19 protein-coding genes are annotated in these 23,625 nt (G+C 70.4%); 11 read left to right on the top strand and 8 right to left on the bottom strand.

Annotated elements, in window-relative coordinates; all coding sequences use genetic code 11:
• A complete protein-coding gene (locus tag ACQQ2N_RS00940) occupies positions 1–345 on the bottom strand; it encodes a hypothetical protein (RefSeq protein ID WP_440223793.1) in 345 nt (114 codons plus the stop codon).
• Positions 346–519: 174 nt separating this feature from the next.
• Between ACQQ2N_RS00940 and ACQQ2N_RS00935 the strand changes: the two genes are divergently transcribed.
• The 4 genes from ACQQ2N_RS00935 to ACQQ2N_RS00920 all read left to right on the top strand — a co-directional run bounded on the left by ACQQ2N_RS00935 (position 520) and on the right by ACQQ2N_RS00920 (position 4,334).
• The gene (locus tag ACQQ2N_RS00935) at positions 520–930 is read left to right on the top strand and encodes a hypothetical protein (RefSeq protein ID WP_440223792.1); all 411 of its coding nucleotides are present in this window, start codon (positions 520–522) and stop codon (positions 928–930) included.
• A 190-nt stretch (positions 931–1,120) separates the two neighbouring features.
• On the top strand, positions 1,121–2,209 hold the full coding sequence (locus tag ACQQ2N_RS00930; protein WP_440223791.1) for an acyltransferase family protein: 1,089 nt from the start codon (positions 1,121–1,123) through the stop codon (positions 2,207–2,209).
• Positions 2,206–3,291, top strand: a complete 1,086-nt coding sequence (locus tag ACQQ2N_RS00925; protein WP_440223790.1) for a serine hydrolase — start codon at positions 2,206–2,208, stop codon at positions 3,289–3,291. The genes ACQQ2N_RS00930 and ACQQ2N_RS00925 overlap by 4 nt, the downstream gene beginning before the upstream one ends.
• On the top strand, positions 3,288–4,334 hold the full coding sequence (locus ACQQ2N_RS00920; RefSeq protein WP_440223789.1) for a serine hydrolase: 1,047 nt from the start codon (positions 3,288–3,290) through the stop codon (positions 4,332–4,334). The genes ACQQ2N_RS00925 and ACQQ2N_RS00920 overlap by 4 nt, the downstream gene beginning before the upstream one ends.
• Positions 4,335–4,337: 3 nt before the next feature.
• On the opposite strand, the gene ACQQ2N_RS00915 is transcribed toward ACQQ2N_RS00920, so the two are convergent.
• Complete coding sequence (locus ACQQ2N_RS00915; RefSeq protein WP_440223788.1) at positions 4,338–5,195, bottom strand: MBL fold metallo-hydrolase; 858 nt, start codon at positions 5,193–5,195, stop codon at positions 4,338–4,340.
• 58 nt (positions 5,196–5,253) lie between these two features.
• Positions 5,254–6,258, bottom strand: a complete 1,005-nt coding sequence (locus ACQQ2N_RS00910; RefSeq protein WP_440223787.1) for a TraB/GumN family protein — start codon at positions 6,256–6,258, stop codon at positions 5,254–5,256.
• A gap of 270 nt (positions 6,259–6,528) precedes the next feature.
• Here ACQQ2N_RS00910 and ACQQ2N_RS00905 point away from each other — a divergent pair, with 270 nt between their 5' ends.
• The 3 genes from ACQQ2N_RS00905 to ACQQ2N_RS00895 are packed head-to-tail and all read left to right on the top strand — an operon-like array spanning position 6,529 to position 9,183.
• Positions 6,529–7,368, top strand: coding sequence for a YihY/virulence factor BrkB family protein (locus tag ACQQ2N_RS00905; protein WP_440223786.1), 840 nt, complete (start codon positions 6,529–6,531; stop codon positions 7,366–7,368).
• A 60-nt stretch (positions 7,369–7,428) separates the two neighbouring features.
• A complete protein-coding gene (locus ACQQ2N_RS00900) occupies positions 7,429–7,989 on the top strand; it encodes a YaeQ family protein (protein WP_440223785.1) in 561 nt (186 codons plus the stop codon).
• Positions 7,990–8,049: 60 nt separating this feature from the next.
• Positions 8,050–9,183, top strand: a complete 1,134-nt coding sequence (locus ACQQ2N_RS00895) for an NAD(P)/FAD-dependent oxidoreductase (protein ID WP_440225691.1) — start codon at positions 8,050–8,052, stop codon at positions 9,181–9,183.
• Between the two features lie 8 nt (positions 9,184–9,191).
• Here the strand turns inward: ACQQ2N_RS00895 and ACQQ2N_RS00890 are convergent, their stop codons facing one another.
• Complete coding sequence (locus ACQQ2N_RS00890) at positions 9,192–9,797, bottom strand: histidine phosphatase family protein (protein ID WP_440223784.1); 606 nt, start codon at positions 9,795–9,797, stop codon at positions 9,192–9,194.
• A 105-nt stretch (positions 9,798–9,902) separates the two neighbouring features.
• Between ACQQ2N_RS00890 and ACQQ2N_RS00885 the strand changes: the two genes are divergently transcribed.
• On the top strand, positions 9,903–10,595 hold the full coding sequence (locus ACQQ2N_RS00885) for an ion channel (RefSeq protein ID WP_440223783.1): 693 nt from the start codon (positions 9,903–9,905) through the stop codon (positions 10,593–10,595).
• A 78-nt stretch (positions 10,596–10,673) separates the two neighbouring features.
• On the opposite strand, the gene ACQQ2N_RS00880 is transcribed toward ACQQ2N_RS00885, so the two are convergent.
• Positions 10,674–13,631 carry a M14 family zinc carboxypeptidase gene (locus ACQQ2N_RS00880; protein WP_440223782.1) on the bottom strand — a complete coding sequence of 986 codons (2,958 nt, stop codon included), beginning with the start codon at positions 13,629–13,631 and terminating at the stop codon, positions 10,674–10,676.
• Between the two features lie 161 nt (positions 13,632–13,792).
• Here ACQQ2N_RS00880 and ACQQ2N_RS00875 point away from each other — a divergent pair, with 161 nt between their 5' ends.
• The 3 genes from ACQQ2N_RS00875 (at position 13,793) to ACQQ2N_RS00865 (ending at position 16,722) form a co-directional block, all read left to right on the top strand.
• A complete protein-coding gene (locus ACQQ2N_RS00875) occupies positions 13,793–14,242 on the top strand; it encodes a hypothetical protein (protein ID WP_440223780.1) in 450 nt (149 codons plus the stop codon).
• 72 nt (positions 14,243–14,314) lie between these two features.
• On the top strand, positions 14,315–15,529 hold the full coding sequence (gene ubiH / locus ACQQ2N_RS00870; RefSeq protein WP_440223779.1) for a 2-octaprenyl-6-methoxyphenyl hydroxylase: 1,215 nt from the start codon (positions 14,315–14,317) through the stop codon (positions 15,527–15,529).
• Positions 15,526–16,722 carry a UbiH/UbiF/VisC/COQ6 family ubiquinone biosynthesis hydroxylase gene (locus tag ACQQ2N_RS00865; RefSeq protein ID WP_440223778.1) on the top strand — a complete coding sequence of 399 codons (1,197 nt, stop codon included), beginning with the start codon at positions 15,526–15,528 and terminating at the stop codon, positions 16,720–16,722. The genes ubiH and ACQQ2N_RS00865 overlap by 4 nt, the downstream gene beginning before the upstream one ends.
• A 310-nt stretch (positions 16,723–17,032) precedes the next feature.
• Here ACQQ2N_RS00865 and ACQQ2N_RS00860 read toward each other — a convergent pair whose 3' ends face one another.
• From ACQQ2N_RS00860 to ACQQ2N_RS00850, 3 genes are all read right to left on the bottom strand, one after another.
• Positions 17,033–17,506 carry a cupin domain-containing protein gene (locus tag ACQQ2N_RS00860; RefSeq protein ID WP_440223777.1) on the bottom strand — a complete coding sequence of 158 codons (474 nt, stop codon included), beginning with the start codon at positions 17,504–17,506 and terminating at the stop codon, positions 17,033–17,035.
• A gap of 492 nt (positions 17,507–17,998) precedes the next feature.
• Complete coding sequence (locus ACQQ2N_RS00855; RefSeq protein WP_440223776.1) at positions 17,999–21,856, bottom strand: translocation/assembly module TamB domain-containing protein; 3,858 nt, start codon at positions 21,854–21,856, stop codon at positions 17,999–18,001.
• Positions 21,853–23,616, bottom strand: a complete 1,764-nt coding sequence (locus ACQQ2N_RS00850; protein ID WP_440223775.1) for an autotransporter assembly complex protein TamA — start codon at positions 23,614–23,616, stop codon at positions 21,853–21,855. The genes ACQQ2N_RS00855 and ACQQ2N_RS00850 overlap by 4 nt, the downstream gene beginning before the upstream one ends.
• Between the last annotated feature and the right edge of the window lie 9 nt (positions 23,617–23,625).

Raw genomic sequence — 23,625 nt, 5'->3', positions numbered from 1 at the left:
TCAGCCCAGCATCGCCGGCGCGATCGGCACGAGTCCGCGTCGGCGCATGTCGGCGTCGAACGCGGCGGTCGCGCGGCGGCGCTCCACTGCACTCGTGCCCGGCGCGATCTGCAGCCAGCCGCGCGAGCCTTCGACGTCGTAGCCCCAGGCCGCTCGGCAGCGCGTGACCGGCGTGTCCTCGGCGAGGCGGTAGAGGGCATCGTGCAGGCCGTCGGTCTCGTCGACGATCGCGCCATGCATGGCCAGCAGGAACTCGACGTAGCGGCCGCCGTTGTCGACGGGCGGGAGCAGGTCGGCCCGCGGATCGGTGGCCCACGGACTCGAATGCATGTGCGGTTTGTCCATGACGGGACTCCTGCGCCGGGAGTCCTGCATACCGCAACGGCGATGAATCGGCGGCAACGTCGAAGGCGGGTCCGGATTGTGGCCGCATGCGATACCGTCCCGCGTTGTGGATGCGAAGCAGCGGTCGCGGCACACTGCGCGACCGGGGCAACCGCGTCCCGAGGGAGCATGCAGATGGGTTACATCGTCGTTTCGAGTTTCGAGAGTGCCGCCACGGGTGATCTCCAGCAGCCCGGCGAATCGGTCGTCCTGTACGCGGGCGAGGCCGAGGCGCGTGCGGCGTGGCGCGCGCGCGTCGACGCGCTCGCACTCGCAGCCCGTTCGCGGCGCGACAGCGAGGCCGATGCGGCCGCGACGTTCGCGATGCTGACGGCCTGGGTCGCGCTGGTCGAACTGCCGGTGCCGGCGGCCGACGTCGACGAGGCGCTCGAGACGCTCGAGGTGCTCATCGAGGAAGCCGACGATCCGGCCGACGAGCTCGATGCCTGGGTCGCGGCCTACGAGGGCTCGGTAGTCGCCGCGGCCGGCGAATCGCCGTACCCGCGTGCCCGCGCGCTCGACGACCTGCTGGCCTGGCTGACCTGAGTTCCCACCTGACGCGCCGCTGAGCGCGCTCGCGCCGCGAGGCGCGATGCCATGAACGGTTCACGCGACGGCCGCTACGGTCGGACGCCACGTCGCCGTGAGTCCGTCCGTGGCCAGCATCGCGCCCCCGATCCCTCGCACCGCCACATCCAAATCGACCGCGGCGAGCGTGCTCCCGCAAGGTCGTGCCTTGGCATCGTCGCGCATCGAGGCCGTCGATCTCGCGCGCGGTTTCGCGATCGTGCTCATGATCGTGAGCCACGGCATCAACGGCATGCTCGCGTTCGAACAGTTCGCTCCGTGGGGGCTCGTGCCCGTGCACGCCGTCACCAAGTTCGCCTCGTCGCTGTTCCTGATCGTGTTCGGTGTCGCGCTCGCGGTCGCCTACGTACCACACGCGACCTCACCGGACTGGTCGCGCCGGCGCTGGTCGCTCGTGCTGACCGGGCTCTGGGTGATGCTCTGGTACAAGATCCTCACGGTCGTCGAGTTGGCGCCGACTCACTCGAACGCGCAGGTCGTCGACGCGTTGCTGTACCGCGACTTCCCGTCGTACGTCGAGATCCTCGGGTTCTACGCGATCGCGTTGCTGTGGATTCCGTTCGTGCTGCCGTGGTGGGCGCGCGCGCCGCTCGTGCTGCGCGCGGCGAGTCCGTTGCTGATGGCGGGACTCGCGTTCGTCGTCCATCGCACGGTCGATTTCGAAGGCCTCGCGCCGTTGCAGGCCTTGCTGATCGAGCATCCGGATTTCTACACCTGGGGCCAGCTGTCGCGCGGCCCGCTCGTGCTCGTCGGCCTGCTGATCGGCGGCGCCTTGCTCGCGGCACGGGACGACGCGCGGCGCCTCCGGCAACTCGCCGGCGTGCTCGCCGCGGCAGGTGCGCTCGCCCTCGGCGCGTTCTTCCTCGTCGCCGGCGGCGACAGTGCCCGCGAGCTCGATGCCATCGCGCGCAACGCGGGCAAGCATCCTCCCGAGACGATGTTCATGCTGTTCAGTGTCGGTGGTGCGTTCGCGTTGCTCGCGGTCGCCATCGCGGGTGGCGACCTGCTCGCACGCGTGCTGCGTCCGGTCACGCTGATCGGCGGTGCGTCGCTGCAGGCCTTCGTGTTCCACATCGTCGTGATCTTCCTGCTGTTCCGCGGCGTGATGGGCATCCGCGACAACACCACCTACGGCCATGCGCTCGCATTGACGCTCGCACTCGTCGCGGCGACGGCGGTCTGGGTATGGCTGCTGCGCGCGATACGGCGACGCTGGCGAGCGCGGGTGCGCGCATGAGATGGCTGGCGGCACTGCTCGGCGCCGGGCTCGCCCTGCCTTCGTACGCTGCGCGCATGCCCGCAGCGGTGGAGGCCGTGCAATGGCCCGAGGCACTGCGCGAGCAGCTCGAGCGCATCGACGCCGCCTATCCGGGTGACCTCGGCGTCTACGTGCAGGACCTCGACAGCGGCGCGACACTGTCGTATCGCGGCGCCGAAACCTGGTATCTCGCGTCGGGCATCAAGGTGTTCATCGCGGTCGCGGTGATGCGCCGCGTCGACGAGGGCCATCTGCGCCTCGATACCCGCATCGCGCTCGAGGACGGCGACTATGTCGACGGCGCCGGTCCCACGGCGCTCGCCGCGCCGGGCACGCGCATCACGGTCCGGACGCTGCTCGAGCGCATGCTCGTGCTCAGCGACAATACGGCGTCCGATGTCCTGATCCGCGTGGTCGGACTCGATCGCGTGGACGCGGTCGCGCACGAGCTCGCGTTCATGCCGCAGGGCCGCGTGACGCGGCTCGCCGACGTGCGACGCCTCGCCTACGGAGGTTTCCATCCCGGGGCGGCGGCGTTGACGGGCAGGGATCTGCTCGCGCTGCGCAAGGCCAGCGACGAACAGGCACGCATCGCGCTGTTGTCCAGACTGCTCGGCGTTCCCGCCAGCGAGTTCGCGTTGCACGATATCGACGACGCGTTCGAGGCGTACTACGCGACCGGCTACAACTCGGCCCCGCTGGCCGACTACGCGAACCTCTGGCGCCGTCTTGCCGAGGGGCGCGCGCTGCCGCCGGCGTCGACGACGACGCTGCTCGACATCCTCGGCCGTGTCGAGACCGGTGCGAAGCGCATCCGCGCCGGCCTGCCGCGCGGCGTCGCGTTCGCGCACAAGACCGGTACGCAGCTCGCGCGCACCTGTGACTCGGGTCTCGTGACCGTGGCCGGGATGCCGCGCTCGAAGCGGCTCGTCGTCGTCGCCTGCACGCGCGGCGATCCGTCGCTCGTGCGCAGCGAGCGCGTGCTGCGCGATGTCGGTGGAGCACTCGCCGGCTCGGGTGCGCTCGCCCACGTGACAGGGACACAGGGAGATCCACGATGATCCACGCAAGGCCGCTTGTCGCGGCATGGATTCTCGCATCGGCCTGCATCGCGACGGCCGTCCACGCGGATGACGCATGGGTCGCCAGGCTCGATGCGCGCGTCGAGGCGATCGACGCCTCGACGCCGGGTGCACTCGGTGTCGTCGTGAAGCGGCTCGGCGACGGTACGACGCTCGACCACGACGGCTCGCGGCGCTGGTATCTCGCCTCGACGGTCAAGATCCCGGTCGCGCTCGCGGTGCTGCGCGCCGCGCAGGACGGCGCGCTCGATCTCGATGAATCGATCGAACTGCGCGAAGCGGATTTCGTCGACGGTTCGGGTGACCTGGTCTGGCAGAAGCCGGGCGCGCACTACACGGTCCGCGAACTGCTCGCGAAGTCGATCGAGAACAGCGACAGCGTCGCCACCGACATGCTGATCAGGCGAGTCGGCGTCGATGCGCTCAATGCGAGGCTCGCTCGCTGGGTACCGGGCGGATTCGGCCCGATCACAACGATCCTGCAGGTGCGCTACGACGCCTACGCCGAACTGCACCCGCGTGCGAAGGAGCTCTCCAACCTCGACATCGTCAAGCTGCGCAACGCCGAGGCCGGCGAGCCCAGGCTCCGTGCGTTCATGGCGGCGCTGGGAGTGGATAAGAGCGAGCTGCGTGCGCCGGACATCGAGGTCGCGTTCGAGCGCTACTACGCGGGCGACCGCAACACCGCGACGCTCGACGGTTTCGCTGTCCTGCTCGGAAAGCTCGCGAAGGGCGAACTGCTCGATCGTCGGCATGCGGCGGTCCTGCTCGGCCACATGCGGCGCATCACCACGGGTTCGAAGCGCATGGCGGCTGGCCTGCCGCCGGGCACCGTGTTCGCGCAGAAGACCGGTACCCAGCTCGCACGTGCCTGCAACGTCGGCATCATCGGCGACGATGCACACCTGCGCGAGGCCGTGATCGTGGCAGCCTGCCTCGAGAAGTTCGATGCGCTGCCCGAGGCGGAGGCTGCACTGCAGTCGCTCGGCCGCGCGATCGGCGACAGCGGCGTGCTGCGCTGAGGATCAACCCGCGTCGAGCGGCAGCTGCAGGTAACGCACACCATTGGCGGCCGGTTCGGGCAGGCGTCCCGCGCGCAGGTTGACCTGCACGGACGGCAGCATGAGTTTCGGTACGGCGAGGGTTGCGTCACGCGCCGTGCGCATCGCGACGAACGCGTCCTCGTCGACGCCGTCGCGGACGTGCACGTTGCCGGCGCGTTCGGCCGCGACGGTGGTCTCGCCGACGAAGCGGTCACGTCCCGGCGCCTTGTAGTCGTGGCACAGGAACAGGCGAGTCTCCGCGGGAAGGTCGAGCACGCGGCGGATCGAGCGGTACAGCGTGCGCGCGTCGCCGCCCGGGAAATCGCAGCGCGCGGTGCCGTAGTCGGGCATGAACAAGGTGTCGCCGACGAAGGCCGCGTCGCCGACCACGTGCGTCGTGCACGCGGGTGTGTGCCCTGGGGTGTGCATCACGCGGGCTTCGAGCGAGCCGATCTGCCAGATCTCGCCGTCGGTGAAGCGATGATCGAAGCCGTCGCCGTCACCCGCCGCAGGCGGGAATACGTGGGCGAACGCGCTGCGCACCGCTTCGACGTGTTCGCCGATGCCGATGCGTCCGCCGCAGCGCGCGCGCAGGTATGGCGCGGCGGTGAGATGGTCGGCGTGCACGTGGGTCTCGACGATCCAGTCGACCGTCAATCTCTCGCGTTCGACGAATGCGAGCACGATGTCGGCGGCCGCATGGTCGATGCGGCCCGACGCCGCGTCGAAACCGAGCACGGGATCGAACACGGCAGCGTGGCGCGTGGCGGGATCGACCGCGACATGGGTCCAGCTGTTCGTGGCCTCGTCGAAGAACGAGGTCACTTCGGGAGCGTGCATCGATCCGGCATCCTGAAAGGCAGGGGCACGATGCTCGCACGCCGCGCGCCGGCATGGATCATTCGGGCGGTTCTATCGTGAAGCCTTTCGCGCGCAGCCGCTCGAGCACACCGCCGGGCGCGTCGTCGACGAGGCGCGAGACCGGGAACAGCGCGAGTGTGGTCGCATGCTTGGAAGCGGCTGTTTCCACGGCATCGAACCACGTCTGCATGATGCGCTCGGGCAGGTTGTCCATGCCGCGCTCCTGCACGACGCTCGAGGCGAGCATCGTGTCGCGGCAGGCGCGGTTGTGGTCGACGAACGTGAGGCCCGTGAACGTCTCGAGATCGCCCGTCGCCCACGCGTTCGCGCGTGCCTGCATGACGGGCAGGTCGGTCTCGAGCCGTTCGAGGGTCTTGCGGAAACAGTCGAGGTCGTCGAGCTCGCTGCGCGCGAACGACTTGAGCGTCGCACGCGCCTTCTCGAGGCGCAGCTCGAGGCGTGGCTCGGTGACGTCGACCTTGTGCTTCTTCGCGATGCGCTTGACCACCGGTTCGACGAGGTCCTTGCCGGTCAGGCCCGACTTCTCGGTCGCCTTCTCGTACAGCTCGAACGCCGCGAAGATCGGCCGTCGCTTCTCGACACCGTTGTCGCGTCCGATGTAGGTGGCCTTGAGGGCCAGCCAGCGCGCGTAGAGATCGGTAGGGACGACGTCCTCGAGCTTCGCGTCGTCGGGGTTGTTGCGCGCCGCCATCGCGGTCGGCAACAGGAACAGGCCACCGACCATGCCACCCTTGACGTCGAGGCGCGCATTCGGCGTGAGCACGACCTCCTGCGCCTGGGCGATCGTGTCCTCGACCTCCTTGGAGCGCCAGCTCATCTTCTCGGGCAGCGGCCCGTGGGTTCCGAGGATCCAGACGACATGGTCGCCGCGTACGGCTTTCCAGAGTCCCGGGCCGGGTTGTTCGCCGCTGACCACGATCGATTCGAGGACCGCGGTGTCGTCCTGGGCGAACGCGGGTGACGCGGCGGGCAAGGCGCCGGCGAAGGCGGCGAACGAGAGCACGAGGCGCGCGACGAGCATGCGGAGACGGTTTCCCTGGAGGTTGGCCACGCGCTGCCGTGCGCGTGGCGCGCGGAGCATAGGGTGTCGGCGGCGCGATCCGTGTGAAGGATCCGTTGTGGCCGTGGTCTCCCGCAGCGACGCCATTTGAAACCCGGTTCAGCGACGCGACGCGACACTGCGGACACGCACGAGAGGAGAGCTCCCACGATGGTCGCCGGGTCGCACGAGGTCACTTCGCCTGCACCACGCGTCGCCCGGCCAGGGCGCGTACGTGCCGTCGCCGATCGCGTGATCGATCCGGTCACGCGCTTCTTCTCGCACGATCCGATGACGCTGGCCGCCTCGATCGCGTTCTACAGCGCGCTTTCGTTCGCGCCGATCATCGTGCTCGCGCTTTGGTTAGCGTCGTTCGTGTCGCCCGGCACCGAACAGCGCTTCATCGAGCAGCTCGGCGGCCTGCTCGGGTCTCAGGTCGGCGACATCGCGCAGGTGGTCACCCAGAACGCCGACCGCAAGCTGTTCCAGCGCAGCGCCGCCGGTGTCGTGAGCGTGATCACGCTCGCGGTGTCGGCCTCGACCGCATTCGCGCAGCTGCAGGCCGCGATCAACGCGATCTGGGGCGTGACCGTGAAGCCCAATAACGCCGTATGGTCGTGGATCCGCCGACGCCTGCTGTCGTTCGGCATGATCGCAGTGATCGGCTTCCTGCTCATCACGGCACTCGTCGCGAGCTCGGTCATGAGTGTCGTGCTGAGCCGCGAAGGCGCCGGCTGGGCGGTCGCCAACGAGCTCGTGACGCTCGGCGTGTTCACGGCGGCGTTCGCGGGCCTGTTCCGCTTCGTGCCCGATGCGCGCGTGCCACTGCGCTACGCGGTCGCGGGCGGTGCGGTGACGGCACTGCTGTTCGTGTTCGGCAAGTGGGGTCTCGCGGTCTACCTCGGCAGCACCACGACGGCCGATGCCTACGGCGCGGCCAGCTCGCTGATCCTCATGCTGGTATGGGTGTACTACAGCTCGGTCATCGTGCTGATCGGCGCGTCGGTGACGCGCGCGATCGCCGAATACTTCGGCGACGGGCTCGTGCATCTCGAGCATTCGAGCGTCGAAGGTCCGGCTCCGGTCGCCTGAACGGGCGCGGCGCCGCGCCAGCGCCTACAATCCGCGCCTCTTTCCGCCCCCGGGACGCGCATGGCGCTCAAGTCCACGATCCACAAGGCCGAGTTGCAGGTCAGCGACATGGACCGGCACTACTACGCGACGCACGCGTTGACGCTGGCCCGGCACCCGTCCGAAACCGACGCGCGCATGATGGTGCGCCTGCTCGCGTTCGCTTTGTTCGCGCACGAGCGCCTCGTGTTCGGCAAGGGCCTGAGCAGCGAGGACGAGCCCGACCTCTGGCGCCACGAGCTCGATGGCGAGATCGCATTGTGGATCGACCTCGGCCAGCCGGACGAGTCGCGCATCCGCCGCGCCTGCGGCCGTGCGCGCGAGCTCGTCGTGATCACCTATGCGCCGCGCCAGGCCGGTCCGTGGTGGGACAAGCACGGTGCCGCGCTGTCGAAGCTGCGCAACCTCACCGTGATCGACCTCGACGAGGCTTCGGTCGATGCACTCGCGGCACTCAGCGAGCGCGGCATGCGCGTGCAATGCCTGATCCAGGACGGCCTCGTGCAGTGGATGGACGAGCGTGGCAGCACGATCGAGATCACGCCCGACCTGCGCCTGGGACGATTGCTGCAGGAGGCCTGAGGCGTGGCGGAGTTCGACACGGTCGACGTGCTCGTGGTCGGCGGCGGTGCCGCGGGCCTCATGTGCGCCGCGACGGCCGGGCGTCGTGGCCGCCGCGTGCGCGTGGTCGAGCACGCCAACCGTGTCGGCAAGAAGATCCTCATGTCGGGTGGTGGGCGCTGCAACTTCACCAACCTCGGCACGACGCCGGCGAATTTCCTGTCGGCGAACCCGCATTACTGCAAGTCCGCGCTCGCGCGCTACACGCCGTACGACTTCCTCGCGATGGTCGATCGCCATCGCATCGCCTGGCACGAGAAGGATGTCGGCCAGCTGTTCTGCGACGAGTCGTCCAAGCTCGTCGTGCGCATGCTGCTCGACGAGTGCGAGGCCGCCGGCGTGCGCGTCGACACGGGTTGCGCAGTCGGCGCGATCACGCGCCTCGACGACGGCGCCTATGCGGTCGAGACCGCCAACGGCCGCGTGCGCGCGACCTCGCTCGTCGTCGCCACGGGCGGCTTGTCGATCCCGAGCATGGGCGCGACCGGCTTCGGCTACACGATCGCGGCGCAGTTCGGGCATCGGCTGCTTCCGACGCGTGCCGGACTCGTGCCGCTGACGTTGAGCGGCAAGCACCAGGAGCGCTTCGCCGACCTCAGCGGCATCGCGTTCCCGGTCGAGGTGTCCTGCAATGGCATGAGCTTCCGCTCCGACCTGCTGGTCACCCACCGTGGCCTCAGCGGGCCGGCAATCCTGCAGATCTCCTCGTACTGGCAGCCTGGCGACGAGCTCGTGCTCGACCTGCTGCCGGGCATCGACGCCGAAGCGCTGCTGGCCGAGGCGCGCGCGGCGCGTCCTGCCGCCGAGCTGCGCACGGTGCTCGCCGACGCGCTACCGCGCCGCTTCGCGCAGCGCCTGTGCGAGGTGTGGTTCGAGAGCAAACCGATGCGCCAGTACCGCGAGTCCGAGTTGCGCGCGATCGCCGCACAGCTCGCCGCGTTCCGTGTCGTCGCGAGCGGCACCGAAGGTTATCGGACGGCCGAGGTCACGCTCGGTGGTGTCGACACCGACCAGCTGTCGTCGAGCACGATGCAGTCGAAGCTCGCGCCGGGCCTGTTCTTCATCGGCGAAGTCGTCGACGTGACCGGGCATCTGGGCGGCTACAACTTCCAGTGGGCGTGGGCGTCCGGGCACGCCGCGGGCGAGGTCGCGTGAGCGCGGCCTCAGTCGTCCTGGAACTGCACCGTGCTGAGGCAGCGCAGCGCGAACTGGCCGTGACGGTGGCGCAGCCGCGTCACGCGCGCCTCGTCGACGCCGAGCGCGGTCGCACGCGCGGGCGGCAGGCCGAGCGCATGGCACAGCAGTGCGCGGATCGATCCCGCATGCGCGATCGCGAGCACGCAGTCGTCTTCGCCGGTCGAGCCGATCAGCGCGGCAAGCCAGCTGCCGGTGCGTTGCAGGACGTCGGCGAAGCTCTCGCCGTCGGGTGCGTCTTGGATCACCCAGTTCTCGAGCCAGCGCCGGTGGCGCTCGCCGTCGGTCTTGTGGATGTCGCTCCACTCGCGCCCGTCCCAGGCACCGAAGTCGAGCTCGCGCAGACGCGCATCGGCGAGCGGCTCGGTCGCGAAGCGTGCGGCGAACACCTGCGCGGACTGCTGCGCGCGGCGGCGGTCGCTGCAGAACAGGAAGCGTGGCGGTGTGCCGGTCCAGCTCGCGGCGAGCCTTTGCACGCGCGTGAAGCCCTGCGTCGACAGCGGCAGATCGGTCCGGCCGATGCAGCGCCCGGCGCCCGCGTCGATCCCGCCGTGGCGGACGAGGATGAGGTCCAAGGGCGTTCGGCTCGTCGTCAGGTCGGGGCGAGCAGCCTAGCACCGCGCGCCGACGGGCGAGCGCCATGACACCGTTTTGCACGATCTCCGCATGAGGCGTTGGCGATGGCGGCACGACCGTTCCTGAAATGGCTCGCGATCACGCGCAGGCACCCGTCGGCGTGGCTGCTCGCCGTGCAGCTGCTCGGCGTGCTGCTGTACCCGGCGATGGAGAACACACCGGAGGGACGCGCGTTCTTCGGCGCGTTCGGCATCTGCGTGCTGGCGCTCGCGCTGTGGGTGGTCAACCGCAGCCCGGCGCTGAACTGGGTCGCGTGGGCCATCGCGCTGCCGTCGGTCGCGCTGTCGATCGTCGCCGCGATCGGCGACTACACGCGCCTCAACGCGTTCGCGCATCTGCTCGAAGGCGCGCTGTACTTCTACACGGCCGCGGGCCTGACCGCCTACATGCTGCGCGACCACACGGTCAGCGGCGATGAGCTGTTCGCGGCGGGCGCGACCTTCACGCTGCTCGCATGGGCGTTCGCATTCTCGTTCTCGGTGTGCCAGCAGTGGTACCCGGGCAGCTTCACGGCCGCGCTCGATCCCGAGTCGCCGCGTACATGGATGGAGTTGCTGTTCCTGAGTTTCAGCACGCTGTCGGGCGTGGGCTTGAGCGACATCATGCCGTTGCGCCCGCAGGCGCGTGCGCTGGTCATGCTCGAGCAATTCGCCGGTGTCATGTACATCGCGCTGGTCGTGTCGCGCCTGATCGGCCTGACCACCACGCGCGCGATCGCGCGGCGCGACGATCCCTGATCCGCGCATTCCGCGATCCGACCGCTGCGAGCCGCATCGATGGCGAGGCGGCAATCGCCGCCTCGCCATCGGCTCCGATCACAACGCGTCGAAGTGCAGGATCGCGTTGGTCACGAGCGGGTAGCTGCCGAGCGTCGCGCCGCGCCACAGCGGATTGATGCCGAACAACAGCACGTGGCCTTCGCCGTAGCGCGCATCGACCACCGCGGCGCGGCGGGCCATCGCACCGCCATTGTCGAGCAGGCCCGAGACGAACAGGTCCTTGTCGTCGGCGAAGCGCAGCAGGGCGCGCGGACGCAGGGCCTCGGGGATCAGCAGCAGGTTGTTGCGCTGCTGCTCGGCGTTGAGCGGTATCGCCTGCCACGGCTCGGCATCGGCGAGCGCGTGCGGCGCCGGATAGCCGGCACCCTGCGGCATGTCGATGTCGTCGGGGCCGCCGCGACCGGTCGGGCGTTCGTGGGTCTTTGCGGTGACGAGGTCGCGGCGATCGCCGCCGACCATCCAGCTCAGCGTGAAGGCCATGCCGTCGGCGCTGTAGACCGGGAACAGGCCGTCGTAGCCCCAGGTCACCGGGCTCGCCGATTCGGTCGGCTGTGCGCGCACGATCGTGCCGTTGATACGCAGGTCGCGCTTGGGCGCGACCCTCACGCCCGGCGCGAGGCCGACTTCGATCGCGAACTGCGCGGTGCCCTGCGAGGTGACGAGCACACCGCCTTCGCGCACGAAGCGCTTGAGGTTCTCGACGCCGCTCGCGCCGAGGCCCGGGCGCGTGTCGTCGGTGCTGTCGATGCGGCCTAGGTTCGGCGTCAGCGCGGTGGTCTTCCACGGCGTCGGCTCGCCCCACATCGGCAGGCCGTCGACGATGAGCGAACTCGGTGCACGTACGGGTCCGAAAAGGATCACGTCGAAGCGCTTGCGCAGGTTGGCGTCGCGCGCGGCGTCCTGCGTGCTGATGTAGGTGAACGGCACGCCGAGCTCGTCGAGCGCGAGGCGCCACCAGCCTTCGGTCTGCGTGTCGATCCAGGTGTGCATGACCGCGACGCGCGGCAGGCGCAGGCGGCGCGTCGCGACCTCGGGCACGGCCGCGGCACGCTGCACGTCGAGGCCGAGCCTGGCGAGGGTCGCGTCGAACGCGGCATCGGACTTGGGGACGACGAGCGTGCCCGGCGCGAAGCGGCGGCCGTCGACCTCGAACGCGGCCGTGGCGACGTCGATCGCGACGCCCTTGGCGGCGAAACGCAGGCTCGCGAGTTCGGCCGTCGCGGCGTTGGCGACGAGGCGCACGCGGCCGTCGCCTTGCGTGCGCGACGCATCGACCGCGCCGTCGACGCGGCGCATCGGCGCCTGCAGCAGGGCGAGGTCGGTGACGCGCTCGACGTCGACGCCGAACTGGTCGCCCATCGACCAGCCGGTGTCGTCGTAGGGGTTCTTCTGCGGATCGTCCGGTGCCCAGAACTGGCGGTCGAGCAGCGTGTCGGCGATGCGCGAGTACGGCTGGTCCATGCGCACGACGTAGCTGCCGGCCGGGAACGTGCGCGTGCGCGGGGCCTTCTTCGCATCGCCTTCGGCGTCGGCCGCGCCCTTCGACAGCGGCGTCGACGCGACCGGCCAGCTCACGGTGAGCGGCGCGTCGAGGCGGTGGATCTCGGCCTTTTGGCGGCGCATGACCTCGAGCAGCTTGGCCTGCGCGTTGCGGCGCGGATCATCGGCGCTGAACACGTAGCCGGCCGGGCCCGCATCCTGCGGCTTGGTCACGGCGCGCTTGGACTTGAGCCAGAACGTGTGCAGGAACTGCTTGCCGTTGCGCGAGAAGTAGTCGAGCGCGGTCAGTACGCCGCTCTGCGAGTAATTGTTGTTGTTGCGCTGCGACCACAGCACGGTCGCGCGCGGCGGGTTCGGTCGGTACCAGGTGCGCTCGTAGTCTTCCGGATCGAGGATGCGCTCGACCGTGTCGGCGCCGCCGTTGCCGAAGGTCTCGTAGAGCCGGCTGATGCCGTTGTGCATCGCCGCCACGAACATGAGGTAACCGGGGCTCCAGGTATCGAAGTTGCCGTGCGTGAACACGCCGGGCAGGCCGAGGCGCGTCAGCGTCTCGACGTTGTTCCAGCCGAGCTGGTTCCACTCGTTGACGAGCAGCGGATCGACCCAGGCGTTGTACGGGCCCGCGCCGACCGTGTTGTCGTAGAGGAACGGCACCGACTCGTGCAGGTCGTGCAGCACCTGCGCATGCTGCTGCGTGTAGCTGTCGATGATGTTGCGCGTCAGCGCGAGCGAGGCGACCATCGCGTCGCGGTTGTTGTCGTGCGCGACGTAGTGGCCCCAGTACAGCAGGCGCGGCATCGTCACGTCGGGATGCGCGCGGTGCCAGGCGTAGAGGTCGACCATGCGCTCCCAGCCGTCGGGTTCGACGACCGGCGTGATCAGCACGATCATGTTCTTGCGGATGGCCTGGATGTACGGCGCCTCGTCGACGGTCAGTCGGTAGGCGAGCTCCATGAGCGAGGTCGGCGTGCCGGTCTCGGTCGAATGGATCGCGCCGGTCAGGTAGTAGACCGGCACCGAGGCCTCGATCAGTGGTGCCGCGCGCGCGTCGTCGAGGCCGATCCTGCGCGGATCGGCGAGCTGGGCGAGGCGCTCGCGGTTGGCGTCCATGTCGGCGAGCACGGCCTCGTCGGCGATCGCCGCGACGATCATCTCGCGGCCTTCCTCGGAGCGCCCGATGCTGAACACCTTCACGCGCGGGCTGCTCGCCGCGAGCGTGCGGAAGTAGCCGTGCACGGTGTCGAGCCGGGGCAGCCTGTTCGGCGCGCCCGAGACGTCGCCGAGCGCCTTGGCCGGTGTCGGCACGGTCGGCGAGGCCGGCAGGTACTCGGTCAGGATCGTGTTGAACGCCGGGTCGGTCGTGTACTCGGCGATGCGCGCGCCGTACCAGGCGTCGACGGGCTGCGCGGGGTCGCGCGCGAAACGGTGCTCGAGCGGTGCCGCGGCGGCACAGGTCGCCGCGAGCATCGCGGCGGCGGAAAGGAGGCGGCGCATGGGATCCCCGGTGCAGGCCCGGTCACGGGCATGAAACGGCATTCTGCCAGTGCGACGTCCGGGTTCCGTATGCCGTTGGTGGGGCTGGCCGGGTCGGGCGTGCCATGATGCCGCCCGCGCGATGCATGGCGAGACGCGCTGCGTGGGACGGAGGCGGAGCGATGGACAAGCGGTGGATGCTGGTGATCGTCGTTGCCGTGGGTTCGACGTTCCCGGTTCGGGCGGCAGAAGGCGAGCGCTCGTCGGGTCCTGCAGCCGAGCCGTTCCTTCCGCGACGAGCGGACGTCCCCGCGGACCATCCGCTCTCCCGTTATCCGAATCCGGATGATCCGATTCCCCAAGCCGTGATCGCCGGCATCAAGCGTGACGCGCTGAACGGCAAGGCCGATGCGGCGCTATGGCTCAGCTACCACTACATCGACAGCGTCAGCAATGTGCCGGAGGGTGAGTTCTGGCTGCGGCTCGCCGCCGAGCTCGGGGATTGCGACGCGCGATCGGATTACCGCAGGTACCTGCGCGCCAGTCGGTCGAAAGCGGAGGGGTGGATGCCTGCCCTTCGCCCGGATGCCTGCGTCGATGCAGCCCAAGGCGACGACGTCGGCAGGCGCTGAGCGTCGTCGCGCGCTCGTTTGCCGCGTCGGGGCCGGAAGCCGCCGTGGTGGGCCAGGGATTATCATGCGCGCATGACTGCACACCACGATGTCGTGATCGTCGGAGGCGGCCTCGTCGGCGCCAGCCTCGCCATCGCCCTCGAGGGCAGCGGCCTGCGCGTCGCGCTCGTCGAGGCCGCGCTGCCGCGCGTCGACGCGCAGCCGAGCTACGACGAGCGCAACCTCGCGCTCGCGCACGCGACGCTCAACGGGCTCGCCTCGCTCGGCGTGTGGGACCACGTGGCGGCGCGCGCGGCGCCGATCCGGCGCATCCACGTGAGCCGGCGCGGCGATTTCGGCAGCGTGCGCTTCGACGCCGCGCAGCTCGGCCTGGCCGACTTCGGCGCGGTGTTGCCCGCGCGCGAACTCGGCAACGCTCTGCTCACGCGGCTCGATGCGTGCCGCTCACTTGACCGGCACGCACCGGCGACGCTCGTCGCGGTCGAGCTTGGCGACGAGGCCGTCACGCTGCGCCTCGACACGCCCGACGGCGCACGCACGCTCACGACGCGCCTGCTCGTCGGCGCCGACGGCACCGCCTCGTTCGTGCGCGATCGCCTCGGCATCGGCACGCAGCGCGTCGACTACGCGCAGAGCGTGATCGTGACGACGCTGACGGTCGAACGCCCGCTCGACGGCCTCGCCTACGAACGCTTCACGGACAGCGGTCCGGTCGCGCTGCTGCCGCTCGGCGGTGCGCGTGCCGGCCTCGTGCTCGGCGTGCCGGGTGACGAGGCCGAGGCGATCGCGGCGCTCGACGACACGGCCTTCCTCGCGTTCGTGCACGAGCGTTTCGGCTGGCGCGCGGGGCGCTTTTCGCGACCCGGTGCGCGGCGTCCTTACCCGCTCGCACGCGTGATGGCCGATGCGCTCGTCGCGCCGCGCGCCGTGCTCGTCGGCAATGCCGCGCAGACCGTGCATCCGCTCGGTGCGCAAGGTTTCAACCTGGGCCTGCGCGACGCACTCACGCTGGCCGAGCTGCTCGAGGATGTCACCGGCCGCGATGGCGATGCCGGTGATGCCGCACGCCTCGAGGCCTACGTGCAGCGACGCACTCCCGACCGCGACGCGACCACGGCCTTCAGCGACGACCTCGTGCGCCTCATGGGCAACGACACGCTGCCGCTGTCGGCGCTGCGCACGCTCGGGTTCGGCGTGCTCGCGCACAGCAGCGCGTTGCGGCGCCGCGTCGCGCTGCGCGGCATGGGTTTCCGTGGCGACGTCGCGCGCCGGGCGCTGCCGCGATGAGCCGCCGCGACGAACTCGACGTGCTCGTGGTCGGTGGCGGCATCGTCGGTGCAGCGACCGCGCTCGCCTGCGCACGCGACGGCCTGTCGGTGGCCGTGGTCGAACCTCGTGAACCGGCGCCGTGGCGCGCGGAGGACGAGGTCGACCTGCGCGTCGTCGCGCTCGCGCCCGACGCGGTCGCGCTGCTCGACGATCTCGGCGTATGGCCGGCCGTGCGCGCCGCGCGCGCGAGTGCGTATGCGCGCATGGACGTGTGGGATGCACTCGCCCCGGGCGAGCTGCGCTTCGACGCGGCCGAACGTGGCGAGTCCGCGCTCGGCTGGATCGTCGAGAACCGCCTGCTGCAGCATGTGCTGTGGCAGGCCCTGCTCGCCCCCGATGCGGGTGCTGCGCCACGCCTGCTGTGTCCGGCATCGGTGGAGTCGGTCGAGAACGCCGACGACGCGGCCGTCGCGACGCTCGCCGACGGCACGCGCCTGCGCGCGCGCGTCGTCGTCGTCGCCGACGGTGCCGGTTCGCCGCTGCGCACGCAGCTCGGCATCGCCACGCGTGACCGCGACTACGGCCAGCGCGCGGTCGTCGCGCACGTCGGCACCGAGCGCGCGCACGAGGCGACCGCGTGGCAGCGCTTCCAGCCGGGCGGTCCGCTCGCGTTGCTGCCGCTCGCCGACGGGCGCAGCTCGATCGTGTGGTCGCTGCCCGAGGCCGAGGCCGCGCGCGTGCTCGCGCTCGACGACGACGCGTTCATGGCCGAGCTCGGCTGCGCGAGCGACTTCCGCCTCGGTCCGATTACCTCGACGACGACGCGCCTTGCGTTCCCGCTGCGCCTGCGCCTCGCCGAACGCTACGTCGAAGGGCGTTGCGTGCTCGTCGGCGATGCCGCGCACGCGGTGCATCCGCTGGCCGGGCAAGGCCTCAACCTTGGCCTGCGCGACGTGGGCTGTCTGCGCGGCGTGCTCGCCACGGCACGTCGCCGCGGCGGCGATCCCGGTGCGGCGCACGTGCTGCGTCGCTACGCGCGCGAGCGCCGCAGCGAGAACACGCTCGCCGCGCACGCGTTCGACCTCATCGAGCGCACGTTCGCGTCACCGTCGGGCGCACTTGCGCTCGTGCGTGGTGCCGCGCTGGGGGTCGCGGGGCGTGTCGCGCCGCTGCGGAACCTGCTGCTCGACGGCGCAGCCGGTCGGCTCTAGCGCACGCGGCGGGTCGTCCCGCACGCGTCCGGCCGTCCACGTCGAGTTGCCACGAAAGGAGCGGTCCCGACATCGGACGAGCGCCTCGCACGTGCGGTCACACGATCCTGCGAGACGCGATGTGGCGTAGTCGACGCGACGTGGCTCGACGTGACGTGATCGAAGCGACGCGACGCGTCACGCTCATCATGCCGACGCTTGCGACGCGTCGGGTGTCTCCCCTCTCCCCTCGCGGGAGAGGGGCCGGGGGAGAGGGGGCGTGCGTGCGCCGAGGCTCACGTCGGATCGCCTTGGCTCACGCGAGGACATCTCAGGCCTCGAGTCCCCGCGCACGCAGCGCCTCGGCCACTTCGGGCGCGTCGTCGAGCGTGCGGAAGCCGCGCCATTCGTAACCTGGCGCGACCGTGCAGCCGACCAGCGCGTAGGCGCCGAGTGGGCGCGCCGCCTGCCACCAGCCGGCCGGCACAACGAACACGGGGGCGGAGCCGTGGCCGACCGGCGCGAGCACGTGGCGCACGAGCTCGCCCGACACGGGATCGAAGCGCAGCATCTCGAGCGCCTCGCCCTCGTACCAGTGCCAGAGCTCGTCGGCGTCGACACGGTGCCAGCGGCTGCGCTCGCCGGCCGCGAGCAGGTAGTAGATCGAGGTCGCGACGGGACGCTCGCGCACGGGATCCTCGTGCGTGGTCGTCAGCGAGGATTCGTAGATGCGGCGGTAGTGGCCGCCTTCGACATGGGGTTCGAGCGCGAGCTGGCGCACGAGGGTTTCGGCACGTTCATTCATCCGCCCATGATAAGCGTTGGCGGGCGCGGGGACGATGAGGGGCATGATGAACGCTGCGACCATGGGGAGCGCATGGCCTGACTAGCATTGCGGTCGGCGACTGCTGCTGTCGGGCGAGAATCCTTGCATGCGTCGCGCCGTCATCGAAGCTGTCGCGTGGTGATCTACGGCGCCACCGTTGCGCGGCACAACTCCGAACTGCCTGCGTGGAGCGGTACTGCGTTTGAGCCCCTTGCCCTCCGGGAGAGCGGTTGGGGAGAGGGTGCGGGATCGTGCCACGTACGATCATCGTCGCGATCCCGGACCCTCATCCGGCCCTTCGGGCCACCTTCTCCCGGAGGGAGAAGGAAACAAGCGCGCAGTGCCGTATGGCCGCGAAAAGCGTCGACGTCCCCGCTCTTCATCCGCAGAAGCCTCGGACTGCGATGCGTTCCGGAAGTCGATTCGAACTTTTCCTGGGCAGCAATAAGCCTGGTAGCGAAATCCCGCGCCTCAGCGCTCGTAACGGTAGTTGATGCCCGCGCGGCTGCCCGTGGTCGCGTTCTGTGCCTCGAAGTTCCAGCGCTTGTGGAACAGGTAGCGCAGCGTGACGACTTCGCCGGGTTCGAAGATGCCGACGCCGTAGCTCAGGTAGAGCTTCGGCGAGAGGTACTTGCCGACCGTGAACGCCGCACCGCCGAGCACGGCGTTGTCGGCGACGCCGATGTCGTCGACGCCGAGGCGGCCACCGATGCTCTTGGCGAGCAGGTCGCCACCGGCGGTGCCTAGCGCGCGCGCGGCGGTGCCGAGCATGTCGCCTTCGCCGCTCTTGAGCGCCGACAGCGGCTTGCCGGTGATGAGGTAGGACAGCGCCTCGGACTGCTCCATGGTCGGATCCGAGAACACGGTCAGCACGGGGATCTGCGCGGTGCCGCGCACGAGCAGGCCGGCCGTGACTTCGTCGGCCTCGATGCGGCGCGACGCGCGCAGGTCGATGCCCGGGTTGTCGATCGCGGTGCCCGCGAACAGCACGCGGCCGGTCTCGATCTTGAGGTCCTGGCCGTAGGCCTTGTAGGTGCCGCCGACGTTGAGCGTGCCGGTGCCCGTGGTCGCGCGACCCGGACGCTCGTTGACGACGATCTGGCCGCCGACGGTGCCGTCGAAGCCGAAGCCGGCGAGCTTGACGTCGTCGCCGAACACCACCGTGACGTTCGCGGTGACCGGCGACGGCGCGCCGGCGACTTCGCGTTCGGCATCGGTGATCACGATGTCGGGCGAGGTTGCGCTGACGCCGCCGCCCGGGAGCTTCGAGAAATCGACGTTGGCCTTCGGCACCGTGACCTTGCCGCGCACGAGCAGGCCGGTCGCACCGCGCTCGACCGTGAGGTCCGGCGTGACGACGACGCGTGCGGCCGGGATGTCGGCGGCGAGCACGTTCTCGCCCTTGATCGCGACCGTCATCGCGTCGGCCTCGGCGAGGCCGCCCTGACCCGAGATCGTGAGCTTGCCCTCGCCCGAGGTGATGCTGCCCTCGAGCGCGAAGCGCTGTGCGTCGATCGCGCGCAGGCTGATGTCGCCGTCGCGCAGCTTGAGCCCGGCGACGGGTACTTCGGTCGCGAACTCCTTGAGCGTGATCGCGCCGGTGAGCTGCGGGGCCTCGAGCGTGCCGCCGATCGCGTAGTTCGCGCTGACGCGGCCCTTGGTGTTGGCGACTTCGGCGGTGAGCAGTTCGAGGAAGGCGAGGCTGTTGATCGCGAGGTCGACCTGGCCGTCGAGCGTCTGCGGCCCGCCCGCGGCGCTGGCGATCGTGACGCGGCCGTCGAGGCGGCCGTCGTGGTCGAGGCCGGCACGCACGCTCGCCTGGATCGACTGCGGCGCGAACGTGGCGTCGACCGCGAAGCCCGTGTAGCTCAGCAGCGGCTGGTTGCCGCTGCCCGTGTAGAACGCCGAACCTTCGGCCGAGGTGATCGTCGCGCTGCCGCTGAGCGCGCCTGCGGCGGTGCGTTCGATCGCGCCTTCGCCGGCCAGCTCGCCGCGCAGGCGCACCGGTGAATCGGGTGCGGCGAGGCGCGTGATGAGGCGCAGTGGCAGGTGTTCGAGGCGATAGCGCGCCGACACGCTGCCGTCGGCACCGCCGCTGCCGCCGACGCACAGGCGTGCCGGCGAACGCGAGACCGGTTCCTCGGCAGCCGCCGTCGCGGCCTGCTCGGCATCGTCGCCGATCGCGGCTTCGGCATTCGCCGCGGCGGGCGAGGGCGGCGGTGTGCGGCGACGCTCGGTGCCGACGAGGCAGCTGTCGGCGGCCGTGAAGCGCTTGCCGTCCCACGACAGCGCCATCGCGTCGGTGAGGTCGAAGCGCGGCAGCGTCGGCTGCACGGGTTCGAGCTGCAAGGTTCTGAGCGTGCCGTTCCAGCGGCCGTCCTTCGCGTTGCCGGCGAGGTCGAAGGCGAGGCTCGCGGGCGCACCGTCGGCGTCGACGCGCAGCTGGTGCGAAGCCTCGTTGCCGTCGGCCTGCACGCGCAACGTGTCGAAGCGCGTCTCGCCCTGGATCACGCCCTTCGCATCGAGCGTCAGTGCACCGGCGGGTTTCTCGAGGTTCCTGACGTCGGCGACGAGCTCGAGCGCCTCGGTGCGCACGCCCGCGTAGGCGATGCCCTGGCCTTTGGCATTCGCATCGATGTCGAGGTTCGGCCACTTGCCGTGCACGCGCACGTCGGCACCGAGCGTGCCGCCCGCATCGGGCAGCCAGTCGGCGAGCGACGCGACGTCGATGCGCGCGGTCGCGTCGGTCTGCTGGCCCCCGCGTCCGCGCACCTCGACCGTGCTGCGGCCCGAGGCCAGCGACAGCGTGCCGTCGACGACGAACTCCGGCTTGATCGAGAGATCCGCCTTGCCCGAGACCGGGCGGTCGCGCAGCGTGCCGGCGAGGCGATCGAGGCGGATCGTCGTCTCGGGGCCGGCGTCGGTCATGCGGCCGTCGGTGGCGAGCGCGAAATCGAGTGCGCCCTTCCAGTCGGCCGCGAATGCGCCGGGATCGAAGGCCTTTGCGGTCGCCTCGAGCTGCCAGCCGATCGCGGGCTGTAGCGTCACCGTGCCCTTGGCATCGAGGCCGCCCTTGGGCTGCACGAGCGCGAGCGTCTCGAGCGCGATCGCCTGCGGCGTGCCGGCGAGCTTGAGGGTCAGGTGCGAAGGCTGGCCCGGCGGGCCGACGTCGAGTGCGCCTTCGGCCGTGAACTGCTCGGCGCTGCCGGCGACGTCGACGCGGCCCTGCGTCGCGAGCGCCTGGCCGACGAGATCGGCGGGCAGCTCGACGCCCTCCCACGCAACCGCGAGTGTCGCCGACGGCGGCGTCTGCGCGTAGCGCACTTCGCCGCTCGCGGTCATCGAACCGGCGGCCTCGGGCGAACGCAGCACGAGCGTCGTGATGCCGAGCACCTCGTCGGCATGCGTGAACGTGAGCGGATCGAGCCGCACGCGATGCCCGTCGACGGCGACCTCGCCGGTCAGCGTGCCGCCGGCCTTGTCGCCGGAGCCCTGCAGCGCGAGCGCGAGCGTCTGCACGCCGCTGTCGTGCACGATGCGGTTCGGATCGAAGGTCGGCGCATCGACCGACACGGTCCACGGCAGCGCATCGTTCTGGCCGAGGGTGGCCTTGACGGTCGCCGCGACCGGCTCGGCGAGCGTCGCGTCGAGCGTCGCGGTGCTGCCGTCGCTCGCGCTCGCGAGCGTGCCGGCGTACGTGACCTCGCCGACGCGCCACGTGAAGCGCGTCTGGCCGCGTCCGGAGTAACCGCCCGCGGTGGCGAGCGTGCCGTCGAGATCGACGCTGCCTTCGGGCGCGCGCAACGCGAGTTCGCGCACGACGAGGCCGCTGCCGGTCCAGCCGCCGGCGACGTCGAGGCTGTCGGCCGCGAACAGCGGCGCGCCGTCCTGGGTGATCGTGACGCCGCGCACCGCGAGGCGCTCGAGCGCGATGTCGATCGGCGCCTCGAGCGAGAACGGCGCGGACTCGGGATCCTCGGGCGTGGGCGGAACGGTCGTCAGCGCGACGTCGACGCCGTCGATGGCGACATCGTCGACCTGCACGCGGCGCGACAGCAGCGCGAGGATGCCGACATCGGCCGACACGCGCGCGATGCGCGCGTCGACGCCGGCCGCGGCGTCGGTGTAGCGCACGCCTTCGAGCACGAGCGGTCCGGCGAGGCTGCCGCTGCTGCGCTCGATCGCGAGCTTGCCTTCGAGCGCGTCCTTGACCTGATCGAGCACGAAGCGCGCGCCCGATTCGGAGCGCAGCACCCACACGAGCACGATCGCGACGATCGCGAGCAGCGCCACGAGCACGAGGCCGATCCATTTGAGGGCGCGCGTCACAGGTCGGGTCCGATGATGACGTGGAGTTCGACCCCGCTGGCGTACTTGTCGCCGACCGGCGTGCCGACGTCGACACGCACGAGGCCGACCGGCGAGCGCCAGCGTGCGCCGACGCCCGCGCCGATCTTGAGGTCGAAGTTGCTGCCGCTGAACGCATCGCCCGCGTCGATGAACGCGGCGGCGCCCCAGGTCGGCGTGAAGTAGTACTCGTACTCGGCGCTCGCGACCATGAGCTGCTCGCCGCCGATGACCTTGGGCGTCTCGTCGGGCGCGACCTCGCGGCGCGGGCCGACGGTCTGGAACGCGTAGCCCCGGATCGAGCGGTCGCCGCCGGCGAAGAAGCGCAGTTCGGGTGGCAGGCGATCGAAGTTGTCGACCTGCGTGTAGCCGAGCGAGCCGCGCGCGATGAAGCGGCTGTTGTCGCCGAGGCCGCGGATCCACTTCGCGTCGGCAGTGACCTGGGCGAAGTTCGTGTCCGAGAGCAAGGCGCTCGAGCCTGCGCGCGCAGCCAGCGTCAGCGACCAGCCGCGACGCGGGAACTGCAGGTCGTCGGCGCGCTTCTTCGCGTACGAGATTTCGGGGTAGAGCAGCGTGGTGGTGCCCTTCTCCTCGGCGACCTTGAAGTCGCCGGTCAGGAAGTTGATGCCGATCGTGCGTAGCCAGCCGTGCCACATGCGCGAGTCGTTCGCGGTCAGGCGCAGGGTCTTGGACTCGCTGGTGTCGGTGTTCTCGTCGCGGTAGGTCGCGCCGAAGTTGTAGGAGTGGTTGTCACGCCCCGGCAGCGGGATCTGGTACAGCGAGCTCAGCGTCTTGAGGCGTTGCGCGAGCATGGTCTCGAACTTGAGCTTGTGGCCGCGATCGTTGACCCAGCGCCGCTCGATGCCGCCGCGTATGCCCGGACCCGTGTCGGTGCCGACGAACACGCCACCCGTGTAGACGGTGCGCTTGGCCGGCGCGAGCATCACCGCGATCGGCACGACGCCGTCGGCGGCCTTCTCGGTATCGGGTTGCACCTGCGCGACCGAGAAGTAGTTCGCGTCGATGAGCTGCTGCTGGAAGCGCAGCAGTTCGTCCTGGGCGTAGTAGTCGGATGCATCCCAGGGGATGTAGCGCTCCATGAACGCGTCGGGGAACTGGCCACCCTCGAAGTGCACGTCGCCGAAACGATAGCGCTCGCCGACCTCCCAGCGCAGGTGGATCGTCGCGGTGTTGGCCGCACGCGTGACCGCGACGCGGTGCTCGGCGAGCTTCGCGTCGAGGAAGCCCGCACCGAACAGCGCGGCGTGTATCGCGGCCTTGCTGCGTTCGTACTGGGCGTGGTCGAGCGGCTGGTTGCGGCGTGGCGCGAAGGCACCGCGTGCCTGATCGATCGCGCGGATGCCCTGGGTCTCGCCGTCGATGTCGATCTCGATATCGGTCACGCGCACCGGTTCGCCGCGCTGTACTCGGAGTTCGGCGACGAAGTTGCCGCCCTCGGCCTTCAGCTCGCCCTCGACCTTGACGTTGTAGTAGCCGTACGGCTCGAGCGCGCCGGCGATCTGGTCCTCGGCGCGGCGGTAGAGGCGGCGCGCCTGCGCGGGACTCACGTCGCGGTTCACGTACTGCTGGAGCTCGAGTGCGACGAGCGCGGCATCGCGCAGTTCGCCGTCGAGTCCGCTCATCTGCACGCTGACGCGTGCGGCCCACGAAGGCGCGGCGGCGAAGGTCGCGATCAGCACGATCAGCGCGCGCCAGCGTCCGGGGGAGCTGCGTTGGATCATGGCGGGGAT

This window comes from Dokdonella aquatica (genome assembly GCF_051987395.1).
In the GTDB taxonomy this organism is placed as follows: domain Bacteria; phylum Pseudomonadota; class Gammaproteobacteria; order Xanthomonadales; family Rhodanobacteraceae; genus Dokdonella.
The sequence above is the reverse complement of the archived record's forward strand: the minus strand, read 5'-3'. Positions and strand labels throughout refer to the sequence as shown.